The sequence below is a fragment of the Nocardia sp. NBC_01388 genome (assembly GCF_045040085.1).
Classification (GTDB): Bacteria; Actinomycetota; Actinomycetes; order Mycobacteriales; family Mycobacteriaceae; genus Nocardia.
Genome location: NZ_CP109553.1, coordinates 3870581 through 3894075, shown reverse-complemented (window position 1 = coordinate 3894075; position 23495 = coordinate 3870581). Strand labels below are relative to the sequence as shown.

The following is a 23495-nucleotide window of genomic DNA, read 5'->3' as shown; positions in this document are numbered from 1 at the left end:
TGTTTCCTTCTCGACGAACGGCGAATGGGCGTCAGAACCGACTGGTGCCGTGGGGATTCCGGCGCGCGAAGATCCGGGCGGCGCTGCCCACGGTGGCGGCCGCCGAGGCTGTGGCGCGGACGGTGCGCATGCGGTGAATCTGCCAGATTCCGACCAGCGCGGCGATGCCGGCGGGAATCAGTATGAGTGCCGAGGTGGTCAGCAGGGCTGCCCAGTTCGGCATCCACTGTGTGAACAGCTCGGTCAGGAAGCGGAAGAAGTAGATGGTCCCGTAGGCTGCCGCGACGAGCGCGAAACCCAGTGCGGCAAGCGCGATTACGCCGCGGGCCACTTCGGCGGCCAGAAATTTCCCGGCCCGGTAGAGCTTCGGACCGAGCCAGGCAGCCAGCTCGGCCGGTAAAATTCGGACAATCTGCTCGATCGGGCTCGGTTGCGGTTTGAGCGCCGTGCTGTAGCCGGAGTGATCGGTAGCCATCCGCGGCCCCCTCGGTGGATGTGATCATCGGCGACCGCCTGCCGCCGGAACTGTCGCATCCTAACATGGTCGCGTAGATTGTCTCAGACGGCAGATTTCTTCCGAGGAGTGTGACATCGCATGGCCAATGTGTTCTCGGCCGGGACGACTACGGCGAGCCTTCCGCTCATCGCACGGCGCTGGACCATCGACGACATCCCCGACCAGACCGGTAAGACCGCGGTGGTCACCGGCGCGAACAGCGGTCTGGGTCTGCGCACCGCGGAAGCCTTGGCCGCCAAGGGCGCTCACGTGCTCATGGCCTGCCGTAATGAACTCAGGGCCGCCGCGGCGCTGGAATCGGTGGCCGCCGCCGCGACCGGCCCCAAACCCGAAGTGCTGCCGCTGGATCTGGCCGACCTGACCTCCGTCCGCCGCGCCGCCGACCATCTCGACGTGCGCGGCAATGCCATCGACGTGCTGGTCAACAATGCGGGTGTGATGGCGCTGCCGCGGAATGTGCGGACCGCCGAGGGGTTCGACGCGCAATTCGGCACCAACCATCTGGGTCACTACGCGTTCACCGGTCTATTGCTGCCCGCTCTACTGCGTGCACCCGACCCGCGGGTTGTGACTGTCTCCTCGATCGCGGCGTGGGGCGGCGTCATCAACTGGCCCGATCCGAACTGGCGAGTGCTCTACGTTCGCTGGCTCGCCTACAGTCAGTCCAAACTCGCGAACCTGCTCTTCACCGCGGAGCTGAATCGCCGTGCGCGCGAACACGGTGCCGCCCTGATCGCGGTATCCGCGCACCCCGGCCTCTCCGCCACCAACCTCTACGATTCCGAAGCCGAGAAGGGGGTGGGCGGCCGCCTGGCCGCCCTGCAGCAGCGGGCCCTCGTCGGTCTCGCGCAATCCGATCGCATGGGTGCGCTGCCCCAGCTCTATGCCGCCACCATGCCGGGCCTCCCCGGCAACTCCTACCTCGGCCCGGCCTTCGAGACCTTCGGCTATCCCCGGCGAGCGTTCCGAAACCCATTGGCGTGCAGCCGAACTCAAGCGCGAGCGCTCTGGCGCCTGAGTGAATCCCTCACGGACGTGAACTACCCCTGGCCCCACTGAAGCTGCTCGGCTGAACTATTTCTTGCTCGACTGAGCAAACAGCAGGCCGTTCATGCTCGTCGCGGCCCGGGCGGTGGTGACCGCGAAGGTCGGCGCGGCGGGCGCCCAGGAGTGGGAGGACCGCTGGCACGCCGAGGCCGGCTTCCGCAGGCACATCCGGGTTCTCACCGCGGTGTGGGGCGCGGGTTTCGCCCTCGACGCCGTGGTGCGGGTCGTGCTGGCCCAAACGCTGCCGATCGATGCGGTGCCGCTGGTGACGGGTCTGCAATGGGTGGTCGTGCTCGGTGTGCTGTTCGGTTTCCACGTCTTGTACTCCGGGTCCCGCGCTGGATCGGCGGTTGAGCGAGCTCGCCCGGACCGCCGTCCGCGGCCTCGAGCACGGCACCGCGGAGCATTACCGGCGCACGGTGTCGCTGGACGGTGATCCGGGTGTTATCGAAATCAGCGTGGACCCCTCGGGTCAGCCGCTGCTGCTCGCGCACCTGCCGCGAATCGAAGGTCTGCTGCATGTGGTGGCCCGGGTGCAACGGCTGCTCGGTGGCCAGGCGTGGGATCCGCACGAGGCCGGTGTCCGAAATATGGTGACGGACAGGGTCGGCGCGGCGGCCGCGCCCGGCGTGCTCGCCGAAATCGTCGAACGGCACGGCGTCCCGATCGAGGGATTGGGTCGATTCGGCCTGACCCACCTGTTCCCCACATCCGCCGCTCTCGCCGATGCCTACTCGGGAACCTGATCTCCCGACCAACCGGCGGCAGCGGGGCTACCGTGCGAGAATCTGGCTGCTTGATTGCTCGATTGCCCCGATAGTGCGCGAGGAGACATTGTGAGTGTGAGGTTTCTGATCGGTTTGCCCGCGGCGGTGCTGGCGGTGGCGCCGGTGTTCGCTCTGGCCGGGACCGCGCCCGCGCAGGCGCTGCCGTCACACCCGGGTATTGCGGTCAACTACAGCTGCACCGCGCAGACTTGGGCCGGGGATCCGCTGCCGACCGTATCGGTGACGGCGACCCAGGGTGTGCGCCAGGCGCAGGGCCAGGCGAAGACCATGTGGAGTGGAACCGCCAAGTTCTCGACCATCACCTGCACTCCGGTCTGAGCTGCACTCTCCGATAGTGCGGCGCTGACACCTTCAGATGGCGCGGCGGTGGTTCAGGTAGGCGAAAGAGGCCAATCCCAGCGGGATCTGGAACCAGAAGGTGAGTAGCCGGAACCCCAGGGCCACCGCGACCGCCACTCCGCCGGTCAGTCCGGCAATGGCCGTGAGTCCGGCAGCGAGGGTGATCTCCTTCGCCGCCACCCCGCTGGGGGAGGGCAGCAGCGGGCCCAGCGCCACCGTGACCAGCTGAACCACGAAGGTATCGGCCAGGCTCAGATCGGCGCCGACGGCATGCAGCACCGCCCAGAGTGCCACCACCATGAGCAACGGCTGCACCAGCGCGGCAACCCACAGCGGTGCGGCGCGGCCGGGCCGGAGCGCGGTGGCCGCCACCGACTTCCACGCGAATTCCGCATCCGTCCGTCCGGAACGGACCCGGTGCGCCAGCTCCCGCCAGCCACCGCGGGCCGCCACCCGGCGACGGACTGTCACCACTCCGAATGCCGCCAGCGCGCCCACGACGACGAGTATCGCCGCCACCACCGCCCCTGTGCGCCAGGGACTTTCGGTGGCGTGATGCCACCACGCCGAGGTCCGCGCGCCCAGATCGTGCCAGGGCGACTGGGACCCGGTCCGCCGCACCAAACTGGGTGTGGCCAGCAGTGCGATGATCACCAGCGGAATCCGCACCACCAGCGCGGCGAAGCCCAGCAGCGTCATCGAGGCGACCGCGGCACTGTGGCTGAGACCTTCCCGGCGCAGAAATCGGAGCCGGATGAGCAGCGAGGCGGCCGGTACCAGTCCGATCGCGGGCACGGCGAGTTGGAGTGCGAAGAGCCGGCGTGCGGAGGGCTGTGCCGGAATGGATCCGCGCAGCATCCACACCGAGGTGGGCCAGAGGCCGAGGGTGGCCAGGGCCGCCAGCGCCAGCCAGCGCGGATCGGCGCCGAGCAGGGCACGCATGCCCGCCGCGACCGTCGCGTGCTGCCAGATCGCGGCGGCGATCACCACGACCGAGAAAACGACTGTGGGGAGCGCCTTTCTCGCTGATGCGGGAATGGCCGGGACCATCTGCTCTCCTTGGTTCGCGGACGCGGGAATCGAACTGTGCATCGCAGAGGTGATGCCCGAGGTTAACGTGCCCGGGGCGCGGTCGGCCACCCTTCCAGCGCAACAGGGGTGCTGCCGGACCGGAGGAATTGGGTGGACCGTCCCCGATTGCCCGGAGTCAGTGGCAGGAAACCTCCCAAAATGGACGACTCATACCGGGACGTCTGCGGTCGCCGGGCGCACCGGCGCTGGGTGATCGTCGAATTCGGCGAGTCCGATTCGCGCATGCAATCGCTTGGCCCACCGCGGCGCCCACCAGGCGGTATGCCGCCGGTGCTCATCCAGATCGGGTCCACCGAGGTACTGCGCGCCGATGCCGACAAACTGGCGGAGCGCTGCGCGTCGGCCGGGGTCGAATGCCGGGTACAAGTCTGGGACAAGGGAATCCACGTCTTCCATGCCGCCGCCGATATCCTCCCCGATGCCCGCGAGGCCATTCGGGAGATCGGCCGATTCGATCAGCGGATCGGGCACGGTGAGGTGGCCGCCTGGCTCGCACCGTGGCCGCGGCTGCGGGATCGGGTCCGGCGCCGGCGCGTTGCTGCATAACGGTCGTCTTGTTCCAGGGCCGGGCGGCCGAGGCACGATCCGGGTAGGCTCGCGGACAACGGATTCGGCCGTCAAGTGCAGACAGAGGACCACGCCTGTGGCGAAATCCATGACCCCGGTGCAATTACTCTCCGAGCTCGAGCCGGTTGCGGAAGCAAACCTGAACCGGCACCTCTCCCTCGCCAAAACCTGGCATCCGCACGACTATGTGCCCTGGGGTGAGGGCCGCAATTTCGCGGCCATGGGCGGAACCGATTGGGGCCCAGAGCAATCCAGGCTCAGCCCCCTCGCGCGCGCCGCCATGGTCACCAATCTGCTCACCGAGGACAATCTGCCCTCCTATCACCGGCTGATCTCGGAGTCCTTCTCCCGCGACCGCGCCTGGGGCACCTGGGTGGATCGCTGGACCGCCGAGGAGAACCGGCACGGCATTGCCATCCGCGACTATCTGGTGGTCACCCGCGGCGTCGATCCGGTCGCGCTGGAGCACGCCCGGATGATCTGCGTTTCGCAGGGTGTCGACGATCCCACCGGCACCGGCGATAACGCCGTTCTGCACGGCGTCGCCTACGTGACCTTCCAGGAACTGGCCACCCGCGTCTCGCACCGCAATACGGGCCGCGTCTGCGAAGACCCGATCGCCGACCGCATGCTGGCGCGCATTGCCGCCGACGAAAACCTGCATATGGTCTTCTACCGCAATATCTGCGGCGCGGCCCTGGACCTGGTCCCCGATGACGCCATCGAAGCCATCGCCGAGGTGATCCGGAATTTCCGTATGCCCGGCGCGGGCATGCCAGACTTCCGCCGCAATAGCGTGCTCCTCGCCAAACACGGCATCTACGACCTGCGCCAGCACCTCGACGAGGTGATCATGCCGGTCCTGCGCCAATGGAACCTGTTCGACCGCACCGACTTCACCGCCCGCGGCGAACAGATCCGCGAGGACCTGGGCGCGCATCTGGATCAACTCGCCAAGGACGTCATCCGCTTCGAGGAGCAACGCGACCGCTCGCTGGCCCGCGAAGCCGCCCGGCGCGACCGCGAATCCGCCTGACCCACCGCTACAACGAGCACGGGTGGGCTCCGGCGGTGGCAGCACGCCGAGAGAGCCCACTGCCGAAGCCCACTCGACGACGGATCCCGACGATCCGACGTGTCGGCGCTCATGCTCCGTGCGTACTACGGCGCCGGTTGGCAGCTGGTCGGCTGATCCGGCTGTGGATAGCGGGTTGGCTATCCACAGATTCGGTTTGGGCCGATCGGGCGGGGCGCGATCGGATTAGGGTTGAGCTCGACAGAAGGGGGGCTCATGGGGGATATGTTGCGTGCCGATGTGGAGGCGCTGCGGGCTATGGCGGCGGCGGTGCGAATGGAGGCCGAGACGATTGCGGGGATCGATCCGGTGGGTGTGATCGCGAAGGTCGGCCGGGCCATGCCGAACTCGGCCATTGGCGCGGCGGCGGCAGGGGTGGGGGAGCCGTTGCGGTCCGCGCTCGGGGGGATGGCCGCTCGACTGGTCGAGCTGGTCGAGGTGTCCGAGCATGGGGCGCGCAGTTATGCAGAGTCCGATGCGGCGTTCACGGGTCAGCTCGACAGTTATCTGCAGGGGAGGCCGTAGGTCCTCGGAGGGGGTTGCAGGCGGGGAGGAGCCGGGAGGGAGCGTTGTCGAGAGCGACCATGTCACAGGTGCGCGGGTGGGATCCGGCGGCGGCCGGAATCGCGAGTGATGCTGTGGTGGAAGGGAATCTGCGTTTCGGGGGCGCCATGCGGGCGGCCGGCCGTCATGTGGATGCTGCCGTCTCGGGGTGGCGGGGTGCGGCGGCTACCGCGGCGGCCTTGCACGCACTGAGCTCCCAGTTGACCGCGAACCATATCGGGGCGGCTGCGCTCGATATCGCTGATGCGCTCGCCGACGCTGCCGCACTGGCGGGAGTGTGCGCGACGGTTCGCGATATCGATGACGAGGCCGCGGCCAATGGATGCGTGATCGCCGATGACGGGACGGTCACGGCGCCGCATGCCGATACCGGCAATGCCGTATTGGATCTCGTATTGCAGGCCTGCTTCGACGGGAAGGCACTGGCTCTACAGGCACGGCTGCTGCCGCTGCTGGACTGTGCCGGAGAGACCGACCAGTCGATCGGGAAGCGACTCACCGCTGCCGTCGAGGCGCTGGTCGCTTTGCGCGGTGCGCCGCAGGGCGGGCCGATCAGTACGCGGGTGGCCGCCGTTCTGGACGGTGATGCCTTCCTGCCCGAGGACCCGAAAGCCCTGCGCGCGCTGTGGGAGTCGCTCGCACCGGCGGACCAGGACGCACTGTTCGCCTTCGACCCCGCGATCGGCAATCGGGACGGTATTCCGGCAGTCGCCAGGGACTGCTACAACCGGATGGATCTCGAACGCCTCCGTGCGGCCGCGGAATCGGACCTGCGCGGCCTGGACGCACAGCATCCGGACTGGGCGCGCCGGGAGAACCTCCCGGACACCGCACATGACTGGATCGCGCTGCACCGCTGGGACGCTGAACGTCAGCAGATCCACACGCAGTTGGCCGCATACACGGCCGCCGCCGATGCGGCGGGTGGCGCCGGGCGCTATCTGCTCGGTGTCGACAATGACGGGCACGGGGCGATCGCCCTCAATAATCCGGACGCCGCGAGCAATATCGCCACGTTCGTCCCCGGCACCGGCGCGTCGCTCGACGGCATCGGCACCGGAACAGGTCGTGCTCGCGCTCTGCTGGCCGCCGCTACCAAGGCCGACCGGTCGGCCCGTACATCCGTCATCGCCTGGTACGGCTATGAATCGCCGCCCGGACTGGGAAACGCGCTCTCGGGCCGGTACGCCGACGAGGGCGCTGTGGCCCTGGGCCGCTTCGAATCGGGCCTACGTGCCACCCATGCGGGCGTGCCCGCCGACCTCACCGTGGTCGGGCACAGCTACGGCACCACGCTCATGGGAATTGCTGCCGGGCATGGCAATTCATTGGCGGCCGACAATCTGATCTTCGTGGGCAGTCCGGGCGTGGAGGTCCACGGTGTCTCCGAGCTGCGACTGGACGGCATCCCCGTGGAACACAATCACGAGCATGTCTACGCCACCGCGGATCCGGCCGATCCGGTGTCGTTCTATGCGCGCTGGATCCACGGCACCGATCCGGTCGATCCGGATTTCGGCGCGACCGTCTTCCCCTCCGCGGGCGCGAAGCTGAATCTACTGCTGCTGCATGCGCTGCCCTACGGATCGCTGCTGCCCTTCGATCCGTGGGCGCACGGCAATTACTGGGGAAACGGAAACCCCGGTCTGGAGACCCAGGGCGAGATCATCACCGGACGCTATCGGCCCTGATATTCGGCGACTCGATGGACGGCCGCCAGGGGTGCGCATATGTGTTGCGGATGCATAGCGGAAGTGCGGGTCAGGGCCTATCTGGCCAGGTGACCAACTGGATTTGAAACGGTTGGGTTCATGCTAGGGTTCCCGGAAGTATGGCGGGAAAGCGGGGATAAATGCGCACCGAGGACATCAACAGGAAGTTCAAACTGCATGACGAGCGCCGGGCCGCGGCGCAGCTTCCGGACCAATTGCAGGGGCTCGATGTTGTCGGATTTGTTAGGACCGACGAGTTCCCTGTGAAGTTGCTGAGTGCATTCGGAGAGTTCGCGAGCGCTGCCGTGCCGCCGCATACGCGCATCTATCGCAATGCGCAGCCCAATCGCATCGACGCCTGGTTGCTGGACCTGCTGCGCCAGGCTCGAATCGGTGATCGCTTCTTCCTGCGGACCGGTCTGGAATACTTCCCGTGGGCCGATTGCCGCGTTCTCGACCACCGCTGGCTGGAGTCCCTGCGCCGCGTGATCGGCCCCAGTCAAGGCTTCATCGCCGCGGACAAGGACTCGGTGGTCATGACCATTGGCGCCCAGTACGAAATGCTCGGCTTCGCGAGCCCGACGCCGCCCGCGACCATGCCCGATTCGGTGCGCACGGAGGACACCGCGCTGGGGCTGACCGAGGTCATCGCCTCTACGCGGCCCGAGGCATCTACTTCCGCGCACACGATCGATCAGGTGCCGCTCGCCGATAGCGCACGGCCGAATGAACCTGCGCCGCACAGTGAGCCGGCTATGATGGACGATCACGCTCAGCAGAGCGATGCGGCGACGACGGTCATCAGGCGGTCGGCTCCCGAGCGGCCGGACGATGCCGAAGCCACCGTGCTCATGACGCGAGTGCAGGCGCCGACCCCGCCGGTCGGCCCGGAACACGGTCCCGACGGCAGTCCGGCGCGCAACGAACAGCTGTAGTACACCGCCTCTGTGGTACACCGCGTCGAATATCGGCGCACGGGCGAACCCACAGCGCTCCCCATACGTGTCCTGACTGACAACGGACCGAATCGGGGAGTCGAATGTCGACAATCAGTGGGTTGCCCGCACACGTATTGCTGGTGCACGCCATTGTCGTTCTTGTGCCATTGACGGTGATACTGCTTATCGCCTGCGCACTGTGGCCCGCCGCGCGCCGTCGGTGGATCTGGCCTGCGGTCGGCCTGACGGTGCTGGTGGTCGCCCTGACTCCGCTGACCACCGAGGCGGGGGAGTGGCTGCAGCGTCGACTGGGTTCGACGCCGGCCATCGATCATCACGCCGGCCTCGGCAGGGAAATGCTGTATTTTGTTGCGCCGCTGCTCATTCCGGCCGCACTGCTGGCCTGGACGCAGGTGCTGGAGGGCCGGGGGAACTCACTCGGCCGAGCGGTGAAGGTGCTCGTCGCGGTGATCGCGCTGGCGGCGGGAGCCGCAGCGGTGCTGCAGACCTATCGCGTCGGAGATTCCGGGGCGCATGCGGTCTGGGGCGGAACCGTCTCGTAGCGCACGGCGGCTCGGGGTGAGTGTCGTGACCCGGCGCCCGGTCTGCGGGCGGGCGCCGGGCCACGGCAGTCCGGCACGGTCAGATCTTGCGAATGACCGTGACGACCTTGCCGAGAATCTGGGCGTCATTGCCCGGAATCGGCTCGAACAGGGGGTTGTGCGGCATCAGCAACACCGTGGAACCGGTGCGCTTGAACGTCTTGACGGTAGCCTCGCCGTCGATCATGGCGGCCACGATATCGCCGTTCTCGGCGACATTCTGCTGACGGACGACCACCCAGTCACCGTCGCAGATGGCGGCGTCGATCATGGACTGGCCCACGACCTTCAGCAGGAACAGCGAACCGTCGCCGACCAGTTCGCGCGGCAGCGGGAAGATGTCCTCCACCGCCTGCTCGGCCAGGATCGGACCACCGGCGGCGATGCGGCCCAGTACCGGTACGAAGATGGGCACCGGACGATCGGCCGAGCTCTCTACCTCCGCCGGGACCGAACGTAGCTGCGGCGCACCGGCTGCGGCGCGCATGACGGTTTCGTCCAGCCCGCGGACATCCACTGCGCGCGGGCGATTCGGATCGCGGCGCAGGTAGCCCTTGCGTTCCAGCGCACGTAGCTGATGCGCCACCGAGGAGGTGGAGGTGAGGCCTACCGCATCACCGATCTCCCGGATGCTGGGCGGATACCCGCGGTCGCTGACCGAGCTCCGGATGACATCCAGCACTCGCCGCTGGCGGGCCGTGAGATCCGCCCCCTGGCTGGATGTCTCGGTGCCGTCCCCGATTTGGTCGGCCGGACCGTTGTCACCCTCCACAGCGCTGTGTTCGCTCACCGCCGCAGTCCTCCGTTCACTGCTGTGTCTCACCGGAATTCGTCCCCGGGCGCTGTTTGCCGAACGTCCGGGAAGCTCGTGACTGACTGTAGTCCGAGACTCCGGACTGATCAAACATCTGTTCGACGCATGTCGCGCAAATACGCGACATTGTCGGTCGGCCGTGGTAGAAATTCGAACATCAGTTCTTCGAACACATGAGCGAGTCAACTGTCCAGAGTTATCCGGCAAGCCCAGCATGGAGGATTCTTCGATGCGCACTGTGACCAGCGATTTCGACACTCGTGCAAGCGATTTCGGCTTCAGCGGCATCCCGTGGGAGCTGCGCGCCGACCGTGCCCCCGCCCCTGTCGCACACGGCGTCTGGCGGCCCGCGGCAGACCGGCAGCCGTGCCGGGCGCGGCTGCAACCCGTACCGCGTGATCGCGCGCGTGCCGGGCGGGCGCACATCGTGGCGCGCCGCGCCGGGCGCGCGCGTGGCGCGCACCCGATCACTCGCGTGCAGCGCGCGCAGCTCGGTTTCGCTGCGCTCGCGGTAACCGCCCTGATGACAGCGCTGGCCGTCGCCGGTCTGATTGCGCTGGCGCAGTTGCGGTCCGGCGACTTCGGTTCGCAGACCACGTCGGTGGTCCAGGTCGCGCCCGCCCCGCCCCGCTAACCGATTGCCCTTCGGTGGCCACGGAGCGGTGGCGCGGGGAAGCGTCGCGGCCCGAAGCTTCCGAAGTGCCGTTCGCCCGGCGATAGCCGGGCATGGAGTAGGGATGGTCGGCCACGGGGATGGCCGAAAAAGTAGATTGAAAACTGAAACACGTTGCTACGGTGCCCTGAGATGTGACGGAGGTTACTCCGAAACAGCATGTTCCTGCACCACAAGCGTCGGTGTGGGACACGGTCCAACCCCCGTGCCGAAAGGCGTTGCGGGTAGCCGTGACACACATGAATCTTCGCTGTCCGCTGTTCCAACGCTGGACAGCAGGAGATCTATGTAGACGCTACATTCGTGCCGGCCCCGAGTGGACCGGCGTGCATTGCACAAGGGGGCACAATGGCGCAGGGCACCGGCGGCACGCGACAGTGCGCGAGCAGGCCACTCCCACGAGGCGCGCGCGGACCGTACTCGCGCGGTGCGGCCGGGCCGTACCGCGGCCAGAGTCTGATCCGACTCGCCGGGCTGCTGACCTGCCTGGTGCTGGGATTGGTCGCGGTACCGGCGGCACACGCCGAATCCACCTACGCCGCCTATCTGGATCTGCCGTCGGTCAATGGCGACGGTTCCGGTGGGGGCGGCTTGAATCCGGCCCTACCGCTGGACCCCGCACAATTGCGCACCGCCCTCGACGAAGCGCGGGCCGCGGGTGTGGCGCCGCGGCATTACGCCACACTGCTGCACCAGTATTGGCTGACCGTCGCCACCCGGAATGCCGATATCGATCTGGCCGCCTGGGACCCGGCGCGCGGCGTGGCGGCGAACTCGCGCACCTTCATCCAGGTGTACGTGAACTACCTGCGGCTCAATAATCAGCACCCGGATTTCTACTGGACCGGGCTGGCCGGGCTCGCGGGCGGATCATTCGCCTCGGGCTTCTTCGATATGGGTGATGTCGCGAATATCGTCAGCGTCCCGGGTATCCATCAGGTGGGCGGTGCGGTCGCCGATCTGCTGCGCGGCACGCCCGCCGATCTGCTGAATCTGCTGCCCGCCGATATCAAGGCGCTGGGCACCGAGGGTGAGCGGCTCACCGCCGCCGATCTGACCTGGTACCAGACCCGGCTGATGATCATGCAGAAGCACATCTTCATCGATCAGGTGCCCATGCACGAGGCCTATGTGGCAGACGGCCTGGCCGGAGTCGAGGAGATGTTCCAGGCCGGCGTACTCGACGACAATGCCGTCACCGCCTGGCGCGAGCTCGACGGTCGCACCCCCGCCGGACTGGCCGATGCCGCCTATCGCATGACCGACCGGGAGCAGAATCAGATCATCGCCGACCAGTGGGATGCCACCTCCTCCGGTCGCGGCGTCATGGGACGGGTCATGACCTATGTGAGCACCGTCGCCGGTAAGGCCGCCGTCCCCGGCGTGCGAGCCCCGGGTGTGTTCGCGCCCACCACGCTCACCGCGGGCGCCATGTCGCTGCGCACGCCGCTACCGAATTTCAACTGGGCCGACCGCGACACGCGGTGGACCTACATAACGAATGATCTACTGCCTCGTTACCTGGAGCTTTCCGCGAATCAGGTCGTTGCGAGACCGGTGCTGGCGGAGCCCTTCTCGGACAAACTGGCCGAAGGAAGGCTGCTGCGGCGACTGCCCGATCTGCTCGGAGATCTGACCGCTGAGTGGCAGCTGACCACCTGATCTGGGCCGCTCGCACGGGCGGACGCACGCCGATCGCCGCAGTCCGGGTATCCTCGAGATTGCTGAGGAGCCCAGGCCCCGACGAAGGATCACGGATGCATTGCCCGTACTGTCGCCACCCCGATTCCCGGGTGGTCGACTCGCGTGAAGCCGAGGAAGGCAGCGCCATCAGGAGGCGTCGTGCCTGTCCCGAGTGTGGGCGACGGTTCAGCACGGTGGAAACCGCGATTCTCTCGGTGGTCAAGCGCAGCGGAGTGAGCGAGTCGTTCAGCCGCGAGAAGGTTATTCGCGGTGTGCGCCGCGCCTGTCAGGGCCGCGAGGTCGATGACGACGCCCTCAACCTGCTCGCGCAGCAGGTGGAGGATGCGGTGCGCGCCAAGGGTGCTCCCGAGGTGCCCAGCCATGAGGTCGGTCTCGCCATCCTCGGCCCGCTGCGCGATCTCGATGAAGTCGCCTACCTGCGCTTCGCCTCGGTCTACCGATCCTTCAGCTCCGCCGAGGATTTCGAGCAGGAGATCGCCTCACTGCGCCAACACCGCGCCGAACACGCGGTGGGCGTCGCAGCCGAGTAGCTGATTCACCCACGGCGCGATCAGCGTTTGGCGGGTGGCTTGCGCGCGGCGTCGATCGCCTTTTCGATGCGCTTGGCGGAGACCGCATAGGGCGTGCCGAGCTGCTGGGCGAAGAGACTGACGCGCAATTCCTCGATCATCCACCAGATTTCGGTGATATCGCGGCCGGTGCGGCGGCCCTCGGGCAGCAACTCGAGCAGGCGGTCGTAGGCGGCGTGCACCCGATCGAGTTCGGCCATGCCCGCTCGGTCGCGGTTGGCGGATGCGGGCAGGGCTTCCAGCCGCAGTTTCGCCGCTTCGAGATACCGCGGCAGTTCGCGCAATCGCACACTGCCCCATTCGGAGACGAAGCCGCGGAAGACGAGATCGTCGAGCTGGTGCGTGACGTCCTGTGCGGCTTCACGATCACGGGAATCGGCGAGGGCGGCACGTACCCGGTGCGCTTCGGCGAGCACGGGCACCACCAGTCGCACGATCTGTACGACGGCGGAGGTGAAGTCGGGTCGCACCTTCTCCACGAGCGCCTTGAACTGCTCCGGACTGCGCACCGGCCCACCCGCACTCGTGATGAGCTGATCGGCGGCGCAGGCCCGGCAGTCCTCGATCAGCGCGTCGAGCGAACCGTACGGATTCTGGCTCAGCGCAAGGCGATCGGCCGGCGGCAGCCCGGCGGTGACCGCTCGTGCCGAACTGGGAAGCGCATTGAGCAACAGCGTGCGGGTACCGGTGCGCATGGCCGCGGCCTGCTGCGCCAGTGAGCTCAGCACCCGGACCGCCACCCCGTCGCCCTCGGGAACCAGTGCGGGATAACCGGTAATCGTCTGCCCGCCGACCTGCCTGCGCACCGTCGGCTCCAGCGTGCCGAGCGATTCTGAGGTCCACACCGCGGCCGGGGCGCGCTCGGCGGCGGCGGTCGCGCGGGCCACCGTCTTCGACACCTGGGTCGCGAGACGGGATTTCAGCTCGGCCAGATTCTTGCTGCGATCGATCAGGGTTCCGGCGGCGTCCGTCGCGGCGAACGTCATGCGCAGGTGATCGGGCAGGGCGACCGGGTCGATATCGGCGGGTGCGATGGTGACCGAGCCCAGGCGCGAGAGCTCCCGTGCCAGGGCGGTGCGCAGTGGTTCGGCACGCGGAGTCAGCTGTGCCAGTGCGGCTTTCGCGAAATCGGGGGCCGGAACGACGGCGCGCCGCAGCTGTTTGGGCAGCGTCTTGATGAGTGCGGTGGCCAGCTCCTCGCGCATACCGGGCACCAGCCAGTCGAAGCCGACGGCCCGCACATGCGCCAGCTGCGCGATCGGAATGTGCACGGTGACACCGTCATCGGCATTGCCGGGCTCGAATTGATAGGTGAGCGGGAAGATCAGCTCACCCTGCCGCCAGCTGTCCGGGAACGCGGTCGGATCCAGCAGCGCCGCATCCTCGTTCACGACGGTGGCGGCCGTGAAGTTCAGCAGCGTCGGATCCTGCCGCTGCGCCCTGCGCCACCAGCTGTCGAAATGCCGCACCGACACCACGTCGGCGGGAATACGGCCGTCGTAGAAGTCGAACAGCACCTGATCGTCGACGAGAATGTCGCGCCGGCGCACTCGATGCTCCAGATCGGCCACATCGTCGAGCAATTCGCGATTGCGCTCGAAGAATTCGTGCCGGGTCTGCCATTCGCCCTGCACCAGCGCATGCCGGATGAACAGCTCGCGCGACAGCTCGGTATCGATGCGCCCGAAATCCACCCGCCGCTGGGTGACCAGCGGAATCCCGTACAGCGTGACCCGCTCGTACGCCAGGGCGGCGCCACGCTTGGAGGACCAATGCGGTTCGGAGTAGGTACGTTTCACCAGATCCCCGGCCAGCCGCTCGGCCCACTCCGGCTCGATCCGCGCCGCCGTCCGCCCCCACAGCCGCGAGGTCTCCACCAGCTCGGCCGCCATCACCCAGCGCGGCGCCTTCTTGGCCAGCGAGGACCCCGGAAAGATCATGAACTTGGCATTGCGCGCGCCCAGGAATTCCCGGCTCTCGGCCTCCCGCACACCGATATGCGACAGCATCCCCGCCAGCAGCGCCTGATGAATCGACAGCGAATCCCACGGCAGCGCCTCATCGGCGGTAGCCGCCAGCGCAGCAAGCCGCGCAGCCGAATCGGCCCCGCCGGACGCACTCCCACCGGATTGCCCACGCCCACCGCGTACGGCCTTGCCCGCTGCGGAGGTCCCGCCACTCGCGGAGGTGCTGCGCATAGCTGAGCCTCCGCCGGACGTCGCGTTGCCGCCGAACGTGGCAGTGGTGCCGGACGTGGATGTCGGGCCCGTGCCCTGGGTGGAAGCCGCAGCGCCCCTACCGGAGTCACCGGAATTCCCCGCGGCATTTCTCCCTGCGGCGCTGGTATTTCCGCCGCTGTCCTTGCCTGAGGCGGCGACGTCTCCGCTGCTGCTTCCGGAGTCGGCAATGATGCGACCGGTGGCGACTCGGCTCGAGGTCTCTGTTCCGGCGGCCCGGACGGATGATGTTGAGCTGTCAACTCTTTCGCCGCCGCGTCGGTTTCTGCCGCGTCGGCGCGAATTGCCGCGGGCGTCGGAGCCAACCGATTCGGAATCGGTTTCGGGGGTGTCGTTTTCGGACGATCCCGAGTCGGTCGACCAGCCGAGGCTGCGGGTGATCGTGCGGAGCTGGCCGTGCAGGTCCTGCCATTCGCGTATGCGCAGGTAGTGCAGGAACTCGTCGCGGCACATGCGCCGGAACTGGTTGGAGGACAGCGATTGTCGCTGCTCGCCCAGGTAGTCCCAGAGTTTGAGGTAGGCGAGGAAGTCGGAGCCGTCGACGTGGAAGCGGGCATGCTTGGTATCGGCGGCCTGCTGGAATTCCACCGGCCGCTCGCGCACATCCTGAATCGACAGTGCCGCGACAATGATCAGCACCTCGGCCAGGCAGCCGGTGCGGTTCGCCTCCACCAGCATGCGCGCCATGCGCGGATCCACCGGCAGCTGCGACATTTCCCGGCCGATCGCCGTGAGAGTCAGTCCGGCATCGGGGATTTCGGAGCGATCGGCGTCGTCGCTACGCCGAGCCAGCGCGCCGAGCTCCTCGAGCAGCGAGATGCCGTCGCGAATGGCGCGATTGTCCGGGGCCTCCACAAACGGGAAGCTCTCGATATCGCCCAGTCCCAGCGCGGTCATCTGCAGAATGACGGCGGCGAGATTGGTGCGCAGAATCTCCGGTTCGGTGAACTGCGGCCGTGATTCGAACTCGTCCTCGGAGTACAGCCGAATGGCGATACCGTCGGCAACACGACCACAGCGCCCGGAGCGCTGCCGCGCCGACGCCTGCGAGATAGGCTCGATGGGCAGCCGCTGCACCTTGGTGCGCAGCGAGTACCGCGAAATGCGCGCGGTGCCGGGGTCCACCACATAGCGAATGCCGGGCACCGTCAGCGAGGTCTCGGCGACATTGGTGGCCAGTACCACCCGGCGACCGGCGTGGTTGCTGAACACCCTGTGCTGCTCGGCCGCAGAGAGCCGCGCGTACAGCGGCAGGATCTCGGTGCGCGGCAGTTTCATATCCCGCAGCGTGTCCGCGGTATCGCGGATCTCACGCTCACCGGATAGGAAAACAAGGATGTCGCCGTCGCCCTCGTCGAGCAGTTCGCGCACCGCATCGCCGATGGCATCGGTGGGATCGCGGTCGACGACCTGGGTGTCCTCGTCATCGGGATCATCGGAGGTGAGCGGAACCTCCAGTGCCAGTGGCTGATACCGGATCTCCACCGGGAACGAGCGGCCGGAGACCTCGACAATCGGTGCCGGAGCGCCGTTCTCGTCACTGAAGTGCCGGGCGAACAGCTCCGGATCGATGGTGGCGGAGGTGATGATGAGCTTCAGATCCGGCCGCTTGGGCAGCAGCTGCTTGAGATAGCCCATCAGGAAGTCGATATTGAGACTGCGCTCGTGCGCCTCGTCGATAATGATGGTGTCGTAGCGGCGCAGTAGCCGGTCCCGCTGGATCTCGGCGAGCAGAATGCCGTCGGTCATGAGCTTGACCAGGGTCCGATCCGAGGCCTGATCGGTGAATCGGACGGTATAGCCGACCACATCGCCCAGTTCGCCGCCGAGCTCCTCGGCGATGCGCTCGGCCACCGTGCGCGCGGCAATGCGCCGCGGCTGGGTGTGCCCGATGGTGCCGCGAATGCCGCGCCCCAGCTCCAGGCAGATCTTGGGTAGCTGGGTGGTCTTACCGGAGCCGGTCTCGCCGGCGACGATCACGACCTGGTTCTCGGCGATCGCCTTCGAGATGTCCTCGCGGCGCGCGGAGACCGGTAGCTGCTCCGGATACCTGATGGTGGGTAGCGCGGCGCGACGGGTGTCGACGCGCCGCTGGGCGGCGTCGATTTCGGCTTCGAGTGCGCTGAGGTCGCCGCCGCGGACCTGGTCGAGGCGTCGACGTAAACGATATTCGTCGCGGATCGAGAGGTCGGCCAGGCGGGAACGAAGCTCGCGAACGGTGGCGGCAGTCCTGGTCATTGCACCGTCAAGCCTAGCGAAGTCCTGACCCGGCCGGTCGGCGTGGTGGCACAGATCGTCGTAGCGAGGGTTGCCTGAAGTGTGCTGTATCGGCGTATCGTCCGCGTTTCGGGCTGCTCCCGTGCGAATATCAGGCCATGAACAGCACTGCCGGACCGCCCGCGTGGATTCGAGCGCTACGCATTGCCTTCGGTGTTTTCGGCATCGTCGCGCTGGTGTGGATCCCGATCGAGAACATCGGCGTCGCGGGGTACTCCGAAGCCAATTACTTCAGCTACTTCACCATCCAGTCCAATATCGTGGGCGTGGTGGTGCTGCTGGTGGGCGGACTGCGTGCGCCGATCAGCCGGGGCTGGCAGCTGTTCCGCGGCGCGGGCACCCTCTATCTGGTCATCACCGGCATCATCTATGCGCTGCTGCTGTCGAATATCGATGTCCAACTGGGCGAGCACTGGACCAACACAGCACTGCACCGGGTGATGCCTATTGTCGTGCTGGCGGATTGGCTACTGGTTCCCGCCGCGATCAAGCTGAGCGCGCGGCTCATCGGCATTTGGCTGATCTACCCGGTGCTCTACGGCGTGTACACACTGGTCCGCGGTCCGATCGTGGACTGGTATCCCTACCCCTTCATCGATCCGCGCCATCAGGGCTACCTCGAAATGTCCTGGAAGCTGGCGCTGATGGTGGTGTTCTTCGCGATTCTGGCCGCCGCCGTGGTCGCGCTGAACGGTTTCCTCGCGCGCTTCTGGCGCGAAAGCCGTACGCACACGTCTTGATCCGGCTCAGCGTGATCCGGCTCAGAGCGTCCGAGTCATGAACACGCTGTGCGGATCATCGGTGTACTCCGCGAACGGTCCGCACAGCGCGAACCCGTGCCGCTCGTACAGCCGGACCGCGGGCCGGTAGAACTCCGAGGACCCGGTCTCCAGGCTCAGCCGCGTATATCCGCGCTCGCGTGCCACGCCGAGAATGTGCTCCAGCAGCAGTGTCGCCACGCCCCGGCCGCGCCACGTCTCGACCATCCGCATGGATTTGATCTCGCCGTGCGTCGGATCGAGTTCCTTCATCGCTCCGCAGCCCGCGATATCGTCGCCCTCCCACACCGACCAGAGCGTGATCTCCGGCTTGCGCAGCGCGTCCACATCCAGCGCGTGCATGCTGTCCTCGGGGGAGTTGTCCAGCATTTCGGCCACATGGGTCTGCAGCAGTTCGATCACCTCGGCACCGGACAAATCGTCCACCACAATCCGCATACCCCCAGGCTATCGATGCCGGTCAGTCGGTTGTCTGGGTGGTGCGAATGTCCTGATTCCGCGCCGGTCGGAGCCAGGAATTCACTGATGGGCGCCGGAAATTCAATGGCTTCGGCGCAGCGCCGAACCTAGCCAGAGACGACCTTGCGGCAATCGGAAAGGATGCCTTGGAAGCGACAGTGATGGTGACCCCGGATCAGTTGCCGGAGTTGCTACTGCCCGTCGCGGTGGTGCGCCCCCGCGGCCCGGTCTTCCGGATGCGCTGAGCGGCGGTGGAGCTGAGCGCCGGTGAACTAGGCAAGTCGGGCGGGGCATGGCACGATCGGTGAGGTGACCAGCAGTCCATCCGGGGCAGAGCGTCTGCGCGATCTCGCGCGGCTGCGCCGTGTGCGCGACCGTATCGACCGGGAGTACGCGCAACCGCTGGATGTCGAGGCGCTCGCCCGGGATGCGCACATATCGGCCGGTCATCTCAGCCGGCAGTTCAAGCTCGCGTACGGCGAGTCGGTGTACTCGTATCTGATGACACGCCGTATCGAGCGGGCGATGGCCTTGCTGCGGCGCGGCGATCTGAGCGTCACCGAGGTCTGTTTCGCGGTCGGCTGCTCGTCGCTGGGCACTTTCAGCACGCGTTTCACCGAATTGGTCGGGGTTCCGCCCAGCGTCTACCGGCGTGAGGCGACCGCGACCTCGGGCATTCCCTCGTGCGTGGAGAAACAAGTAACCAGACCGATCAGGAATAGAGAAGCGGCGGCTACCGAGTCGCAACTAGCCTGATCTTCATGGACATCACCATTCACGCGAGTTTTCTCCCGCAGGACGATCCGGAAGCCGCGCTGGCCTTCTATCGCGACACCCTCGGTTTCGAGCTCCGGAATGACGTCGGATACAACGGCTTGCGCTGGCTGACCATCGGCCCTCCCGGACAGCCCGATACCTCGATCGTGCTGCATCCGCCGGCTGTCGATCCCGGCCTCACCGAGGACGAGCGGCGCGCCATTACCGAGATGATGGCCAAGGGAACCTATTCCAGCATCCTTTTGGCTACTAAAGATCTGGACGGCCTTTTCGAGCGAGTGCAGGCCAGCGACGCGGAAGTCGTCCAAGAACCGACCGACCAGCCTTATGGCGTCCGGGACTGCGCCTTCCGCGATCCCGCAGGCAATATGGTCCGCATCCAGCAACTGGGCTGAGCCGTCCGGCATTCCTCCGCCACCGACCCTGAATCACGGAGACACGATAAGCATGGCCACCAAGAGGACGCCCGCGCCCGCATCGCATGCCGCCGATAGTCACGAGCTGATTCGCGTGCTCGGCGCGCGGGTCAACAATCTCAAAGACGTCAGCATCCAGATTCCCAAACGCCGGTTGACGGTGTTCACCGGCGTATCCGGATCCGGGAAGAGCTCGCTGGTCTTCGGTACGATCGCCGCGGAATCGCAGCGGCTGATCAATGAGACCTACAGCTCGTTCGTGCAGGGTTTCATGCCGACGCAGGCGCGGCCCGAGGTCGACGTACTCGAGGGGCTCACCACCGCGATCCTGGTCGACCAGCAGCGGATGGGCTCGGACCCGCGCTCCACGGTCGGCACGGCCACGGATGCGAATGCCATGCTGCGCATTCTGTTCAGCCGGCTCGGGAAGCCGCATATCGGTTCCCCGCAGGCGTTCTCCTTCAATGTCGCGTCGATCAGCGGTGCCGGTGCGGTCGCGATCGAGCGCGGTGGCAAGACGGTGAAGGAGCGCCGGAGCTTCAGTATTACCGGCGGTATGTGCCCGCGCTGCGAGGGCCGGGGTTCGGTCAATGACATCGATCTGACGCAGTTGTACGACGACACCAAATCGCTCAATGAGGGCGCGCTGACCATCCCCGGCTACTCCATGGACGGGTGGTTCGGCCGGATCTTCACCGGGTGCGGGTTCTTCGATCCGGATAAGCCGATCAAGAAGTTCAACAAGCGCGAACTGGCCGATCTGCTCTACAAGGAGCCGACCAAAATCAAGGTCGATGGCATCAACCTGACCTACGAGGGCATTATCCCGCGCATTCAGAAATCCATGCTCTCCAAGGATGTCGATGCGCTGCAGCCGCATATCCGCGCGTTCGTGGAGCGGGCGGTCACCTTCGATATCTGCCCCGAATGCCACGGCACCCGGCTCAGCGAGGGAGCTCGGTCCTCGAAGATCAAGAAGGTCAGCATTGCCGATGCGTGCGCGATGCAGATCAGCGATCTCGCCGAATGGGTGAAGGGGCTGGACGAACCGTCCGTCGGGCCGCTGCTCGAGACGTTGCAGCGGACGCTCGACTCGTTTGTCGAGATCGGGCTCGGCTACCTCGGTCTGGAGCGCACGTCGGGCACGCTGTCGGGTGGTGAAGCGCAGCGCGTCAAGATGATTCGTCATCTGGGGTCCGCGCTCACCGATGTCACCTATGTTTTCGACGAGCCCACCGCGGGGCTGCATCCGCACGATATTCAGCGCATGAACGATCTGCTACTGCGTCTGCGGGACAAGGGCAATACGGTGCTCGTCGTCGAGCACAAGCCGGAGACCATCGCGATCGCCGATCACATTGTCGATCTCGGGCCCGGTGCGGGTGCGGGTGGCGGCACCATCTGTTTCGAAGGCTCTGTCGATGGGTTGCGGGGCAGCGGCACCATTACCGGCAAGCATTTCGACGATCGGGCCGCGCTCAAGAAAACGGTGCGAAAGTCCACCGGGGCCTTGAAGATTCGTGGCGCGAAGACGCACAATCTTCGCGGTGTGAATGTCGATATTCCGCTCGGGGTGCTGGTCGCCATCACCGGTGTCGCGGGGTCCGGAAAGAGTTCACTCGTGCACGGATCGATTCCCGCCGGTGAGAATGTGGTCTCGGTCGATCAGGGTGCGATCAAGGGTTCGCGACGCAGTAATCCGGCGACGTACACCGGACTGCTCGAGCCGATCCGCAAGACGTTCGCGAAGGTCAATGGCGTGAAGCCGGCGCTCTTCAGTGCCAATTCCGAAGGCGCCTGCCCCAATTGCAATGGCGCGGGTGTCATCTACAGCGATCTGGCGATCATGGCCGGCGTCGCCACCACGTGTGAGGTGTGCGAGGGCAAGCGGTTCCAGGCGGCGGTGCTGGACTACCACCTCGGCGGCCGCGATATCAGCGAGGTGCTCGCCATGTCGGTGAGCGAGGCCCTGGAATTCTTCGCCGCCGGCGAATCGAAAATCCCCGCCGCACATGCCGTCCTCGAGCGGCTCGCCGATGTCGGTCTCGGCTACCTCACCATCGGCCAGCCCCTCACCACCCTGTCCGGCGGCGAACGCCAGCGCCTGAAGCTGGCCACCCATATGGCAGACAAGGGCGGCATCTACATCCTCGACGAGCCCACCACCGGCCTGCACCTCGCCGACGTGGAACAGCTGCTCGGCCTCCTCGACCGCCTCGTCGAATCAGGCAAGTCGGTCATCGTCATCGAGCACCACCAGGCAGTCATGGCTCACGCCGACTGGATCATCGACCTCGGCCCCGGCGCCGGCCACGACGGCGGCCTCATCGTCTTCGAAGGCACCCCCGCCGACCTGGTGGCCGAACCCGCCACCCTCACCGGCGAACACCTGGCGGCCTACGTCGGCAGCTGACCGAGGTCCTCGGAGACCTCGCGAGGCCCCTCACCCGCAGCCGAGTCACCGCACCGTCGAATTCGACCGACAGGTGCGGTGATTCGCGTTGTGTGCGTGAGGCGTCCTGAATTATGCGAGTGAGTCGCCCTCGTCATCCGGCATGCGAACCCCGTCATCCCGGCATGACCTTGGCCGGGATCCACACCCGCAGCGTGTCAACGGTTTCCGTGGATCACGGCCAGAAGCGCGCCGGGATGACGGGCGGTGTGCTCGACGGCGGGCCGTCGCAGTCGCCCTGCCGATTTCTCGCGCCTTCCCATCTCGTCCGGTCGCGCTGTCCAGGCGGGAGCCTGTGCCGGGATCAACCGAAACGTGGGGGGTGCCGCAGAACACCGCTGCTGCGTGGCAGCTGCCTGCTGGTTTGCCGCGGAGTGGCGGTGGGATGACCTTGGTTCGGCAGGGTAAGGGCGGTGCCGACGGGTGGGGGCGGTGCCACTATGGAGGGAGGCAGGACTCCGCGCTGAGAGGTGGTGGGGCATGGCGGGATTCGTGCAGGACAGCGGGATGCTGCGGTGGCTGGTGGTGGCCGGATTCGTGATGGCTGCGGTGATTGTGGTGGGGCGGCTGGCCGCGGTGCGGCCGGTGGGTGGGGGAGAGGTGCTGGCGGGGAACGGGTTTCGGGTGGATCAGGAGTCGGATGCGGCGCATCTGCTCATGTGCCTGGTGATGCTGGCCATGCTGGTGTTTCCGGCGGCGGCCGATCCGCGGGCGCTGCGCGGTGTGCTGACGGCGATGATCGTGGTCTACGCCGCAGTTCTGATGGGTCGAATCCTGCGGTGGCGCAGTGTGAGTGTCGCGACGTTCGCCTATCACCTGCTGGCGGCGGGGGCGATGTTGTACGCGATGAGCGGGCATGCCGAGCGCGGGATGCATATGCACATGGCGGGTGGGCCCGCCCCGGCGCCGATGCTCGTGCTGGCCGCACTTTTCACCGCGGATGCGGTGGTCATGGCGGTTCCGGCGTCGCGGCGTGCGCTGTGGCACATGTTTCCGCATGCGGTCGGCACCGGTTCCAAGGCGGTGTTTCCGCATCTGGTGATGGATCTGGGCACCGCGTACATGCTCGTGCTCGCCGCGGCGGGCTGACACCTCGA

Annotated in this window: 23 protein-coding genes; 18 read left to right on the top strand and 5 right to left on the bottom strand. The window is 66.7% G+C overall.

The genetic code is table 11. The features are described 5' to 3' along the window. Window positions 1-31 precede the first annotated feature (31 nt). The gene (locus tag OG716_RS19300) at window positions 32-475 is read right to left on the bottom strand and encodes a phage holin family protein (RefSeq protein WP_405138912.1); all 444 of its coding nucleotides are present in this window, start codon (window positions 473-475) and stop codon (window positions 32-34) included. 120 nt (window positions 476-595) lie between these two features. Here OG716_RS19300 and OG716_RS19295 point away from each other — a divergent pair, with 120 nt between their 5' ends. From OG716_RS19295 to OG716_RS19280, 4 genes are all read left to right on the top strand, one after another. Continuing rightward, window positions 596-1576 carry an oxidoreductase gene (locus tag OG716_RS19295; RefSeq protein ID WP_405138911.1) on the top strand — a complete coding sequence of 327 codons (981 nt, stop codon included), beginning with the start codon at window positions 596-598 and terminating at the stop codon, window positions 1574-1576. Between the two features lie 52 nt (window positions 1577-1628). Beyond that, complete coding sequence (locus tag OG716_RS19290; RefSeq protein WP_405138910.1) at window positions 1629-2000, top strand: hypothetical protein; 372 nt, start codon at window positions 1629-1631, stop codon at window positions 1998-2000. Then, the gene (locus OG716_RS19285) at window positions 1915-2310 is read left to right on the top strand and encodes an AlkA N-terminal domain-containing protein (RefSeq protein WP_405138909.1); all 396 of its coding nucleotides are present in this window, start codon (window positions 1915-1917) and stop codon (window positions 2308-2310) included. Before OG716_RS19290 ends, OG716_RS19285 begins: the two co-directional genes overlap by 86 nt. Window positions 2311-2400: 90 nt before the next feature. Further along, window positions 2401-2670, top strand: coding sequence for a hypothetical protein (locus OG716_RS19280; protein WP_405138908.1), 270 nt, complete (start codon window positions 2401-2403; stop codon window positions 2668-2670). Window positions 2671-2703: 33 nt separating this feature from the next. Here the strand turns inward: OG716_RS19280 and OG716_RS19275 are convergent, their stop codons facing one another. Further along, the gene (locus OG716_RS19275) at window positions 2704-3741 is read right to left on the bottom strand and encodes a YbhN family protein (RefSeq protein ID WP_355121212.1); all 1038 of its coding nucleotides are present in this window, start codon (window positions 3739-3741) and stop codon (window positions 2704-2706) included. Window positions 3742-3921: 180 nt separating this feature from the next. Between OG716_RS19275 and OG716_RS19270 the strand changes: the two genes are divergently transcribed. The 6 genes from OG716_RS19270 to OG716_RS19245 all read left to right on the top strand — a co-directional run bounded on the left by OG716_RS19270 (window position 3922) and on the right by OG716_RS19245 (window position 9202). After that, window positions 3922-4329, top strand: a complete 408-nt coding sequence (locus OG716_RS19270) for an alpha/beta hydrolase (protein ID WP_405138907.1) — start codon at window positions 3922-3924, stop codon at window positions 4327-4329. A 109-nt stretch (window positions 4330-4438) separates the two neighbouring features. Continuing rightward, window positions 4439-5386, top strand: a complete 948-nt coding sequence (locus tag OG716_RS19265; protein ID WP_405139765.1) for an acyl-ACP desaturase — start codon at window positions 4439-4441, stop codon at window positions 5384-5386. 255 nt (window positions 5387-5641) lie between these two features. Next, window positions 5642-5950, top strand: coding sequence for a hypothetical protein (locus tag OG716_RS19260; RefSeq protein ID WP_405138906.1), 309 nt, complete (start codon window positions 5642-5644; stop codon window positions 5948-5950). A 44-nt stretch (window positions 5951-5994) separates the two neighbouring features. Continuing rightward, window positions 5995-7680, top strand: a complete 1686-nt coding sequence (locus OG716_RS19255) for an alpha/beta hydrolase (protein ID WP_405138905.1) — start codon at window positions 5995-5997, stop codon at window positions 7678-7680. 161 nt (window positions 7681-7841) lie between these two features. After that, on the top strand, window positions 7842-8636 hold the full coding sequence (locus OG716_RS19250; RefSeq protein ID WP_405138904.1) for a hypothetical protein: 795 nt from the start codon (window positions 7842-7844) through the stop codon (window positions 8634-8636). Window positions 8637-8740: 104 nt separating this feature from the next. Beyond that, entirely contained in the window at window positions 8741-9202 is a 462-nt protein-coding gene (locus OG716_RS19245) for a DUF2231 domain-containing protein (protein ID WP_405138903.1), read from the top strand. Window positions 9203-9281: 79 nt separating this feature from the next. Here OG716_RS19245 and lexA read toward each other — a convergent pair whose 3' ends face one another. Beyond that, a complete protein-coding gene (lexA, locus tag OG716_RS19240) occupies window positions 9282-9983 on the bottom strand; it encodes a transcriptional repressor LexA (RefSeq protein ID WP_355121327.1) in 702 nt (233 codons plus the stop codon). Window positions 9984-10284: 301 nt separating this feature from the next. Between lexA and OG716_RS19235 the strand changes: the two genes are divergently transcribed. The 3 genes from OG716_RS19235 (at window position 10285) to nrdR (ending at window position 12962) form a co-directional block, all read left to right on the top strand. Further along, complete coding sequence (locus tag OG716_RS19235) at window positions 10285-10689, top strand: hypothetical protein (protein ID WP_405138902.1); 405 nt, start codon at window positions 10285-10287, stop codon at window positions 10687-10689. 387 nt (window positions 10690-11076) lie between these two features. Continuing rightward, entirely contained in the window at window positions 11077-12390 is a 1314-nt protein-coding gene (locus OG716_RS19230) for a hypothetical protein (protein ID WP_405138901.1), read from the top strand. 95 nt (window positions 12391-12485) lie between these two features. After that, window positions 12486-12962, top strand: coding sequence for a transcriptional regulator NrdR (gene nrdR / locus OG716_RS19225; RefSeq protein WP_405138900.1), 477 nt, complete (start codon window positions 12486-12488; stop codon window positions 12960-12962). 20 nt (window positions 12963-12982) lie between these two features. Here nrdR and hrpA read toward each other — a convergent pair whose 3' ends face one another. Next, the gene (gene hrpA / locus OG716_RS19220; RefSeq protein WP_405138899.1) at window positions 12983-17476 is read right to left on the bottom strand and encodes an ATP-dependent RNA helicase HrpA; all 4494 of its coding nucleotides are present in this window, start codon (window positions 17474-17476) and stop codon (window positions 12983-12985) included. Between the two features lie 137 nt (window positions 17477-17613). On the opposite strand from hrpA, the gene OG716_RS19215 reads away from it, so the two are divergent. Continuing rightward, window positions 17614-18255: a Pr6Pr family membrane protein gene (locus tag OG716_RS19215; RefSeq protein ID WP_405138898.1), complete on the top strand. Its 642-nt coding sequence runs from the start codon at window positions 17614-17616 to the stop codon at window positions 18253-18255. Between the two features lie 21 nt (window positions 18256-18276). Here the strand turns inward: OG716_RS19215 and OG716_RS19210 are convergent, their stop codons facing one another. Continuing rightward, complete coding sequence (locus OG716_RS19210) at window positions 18277-18732, bottom strand: GNAT family N-acetyltransferase (RefSeq protein ID WP_405138897.1); 456 nt, start codon at window positions 18730-18732, stop codon at window positions 18277-18279. 330 nt (window positions 18733-19062) lie between these two features. Here OG716_RS19210 and OG716_RS19205 point away from each other — a divergent pair, with 330 nt between their 5' ends. The 4 genes from OG716_RS19205 to OG716_RS19190 all read left to right on the top strand — a co-directional run bounded on the left by OG716_RS19205 (window position 19063) and on the right by OG716_RS19190 (window position 23487). Then, window positions 19063-19509 carry a helix-turn-helix transcriptional regulator gene (locus OG716_RS19205; RefSeq protein ID WP_327145105.1) on the top strand — a complete coding sequence of 149 codons (447 nt, stop codon included), beginning with the start codon at window positions 19063-19065 and terminating at the stop codon, window positions 19507-19509. A 5-nt stretch (window positions 19510-19514) separates the two neighbouring features. Further along, the gene (locus tag OG716_RS19200; RefSeq protein WP_405138896.1) at window positions 19515-19925 is read left to right on the top strand and encodes a VOC family protein; all 411 of its coding nucleotides are present in this window, start codon (window positions 19515-19517) and stop codon (window positions 19923-19925) included. Between the two features lie 52 nt (window positions 19926-19977). Next, window positions 19978-22359 (top strand): ATP-binding cassette domain-containing protein, encoded by a 2382-nt coding sequence (locus tag OG716_RS19195; RefSeq protein ID WP_405138895.1) that lies wholly within the window; start codon window positions 19978-19980, stop codon window positions 22357-22359. A 519-nt stretch (window positions 22360-22878) separates the two neighbouring features. Then, window positions 22879-23487, top strand: a complete 609-nt coding sequence (locus tag OG716_RS19190; RefSeq protein WP_405138894.1) for a DUF5134 domain-containing protein — start codon at window positions 22879-22881, stop codon at window positions 23485-23487. Window positions 23488-23495 lie beyond the last annotated feature (8 nt).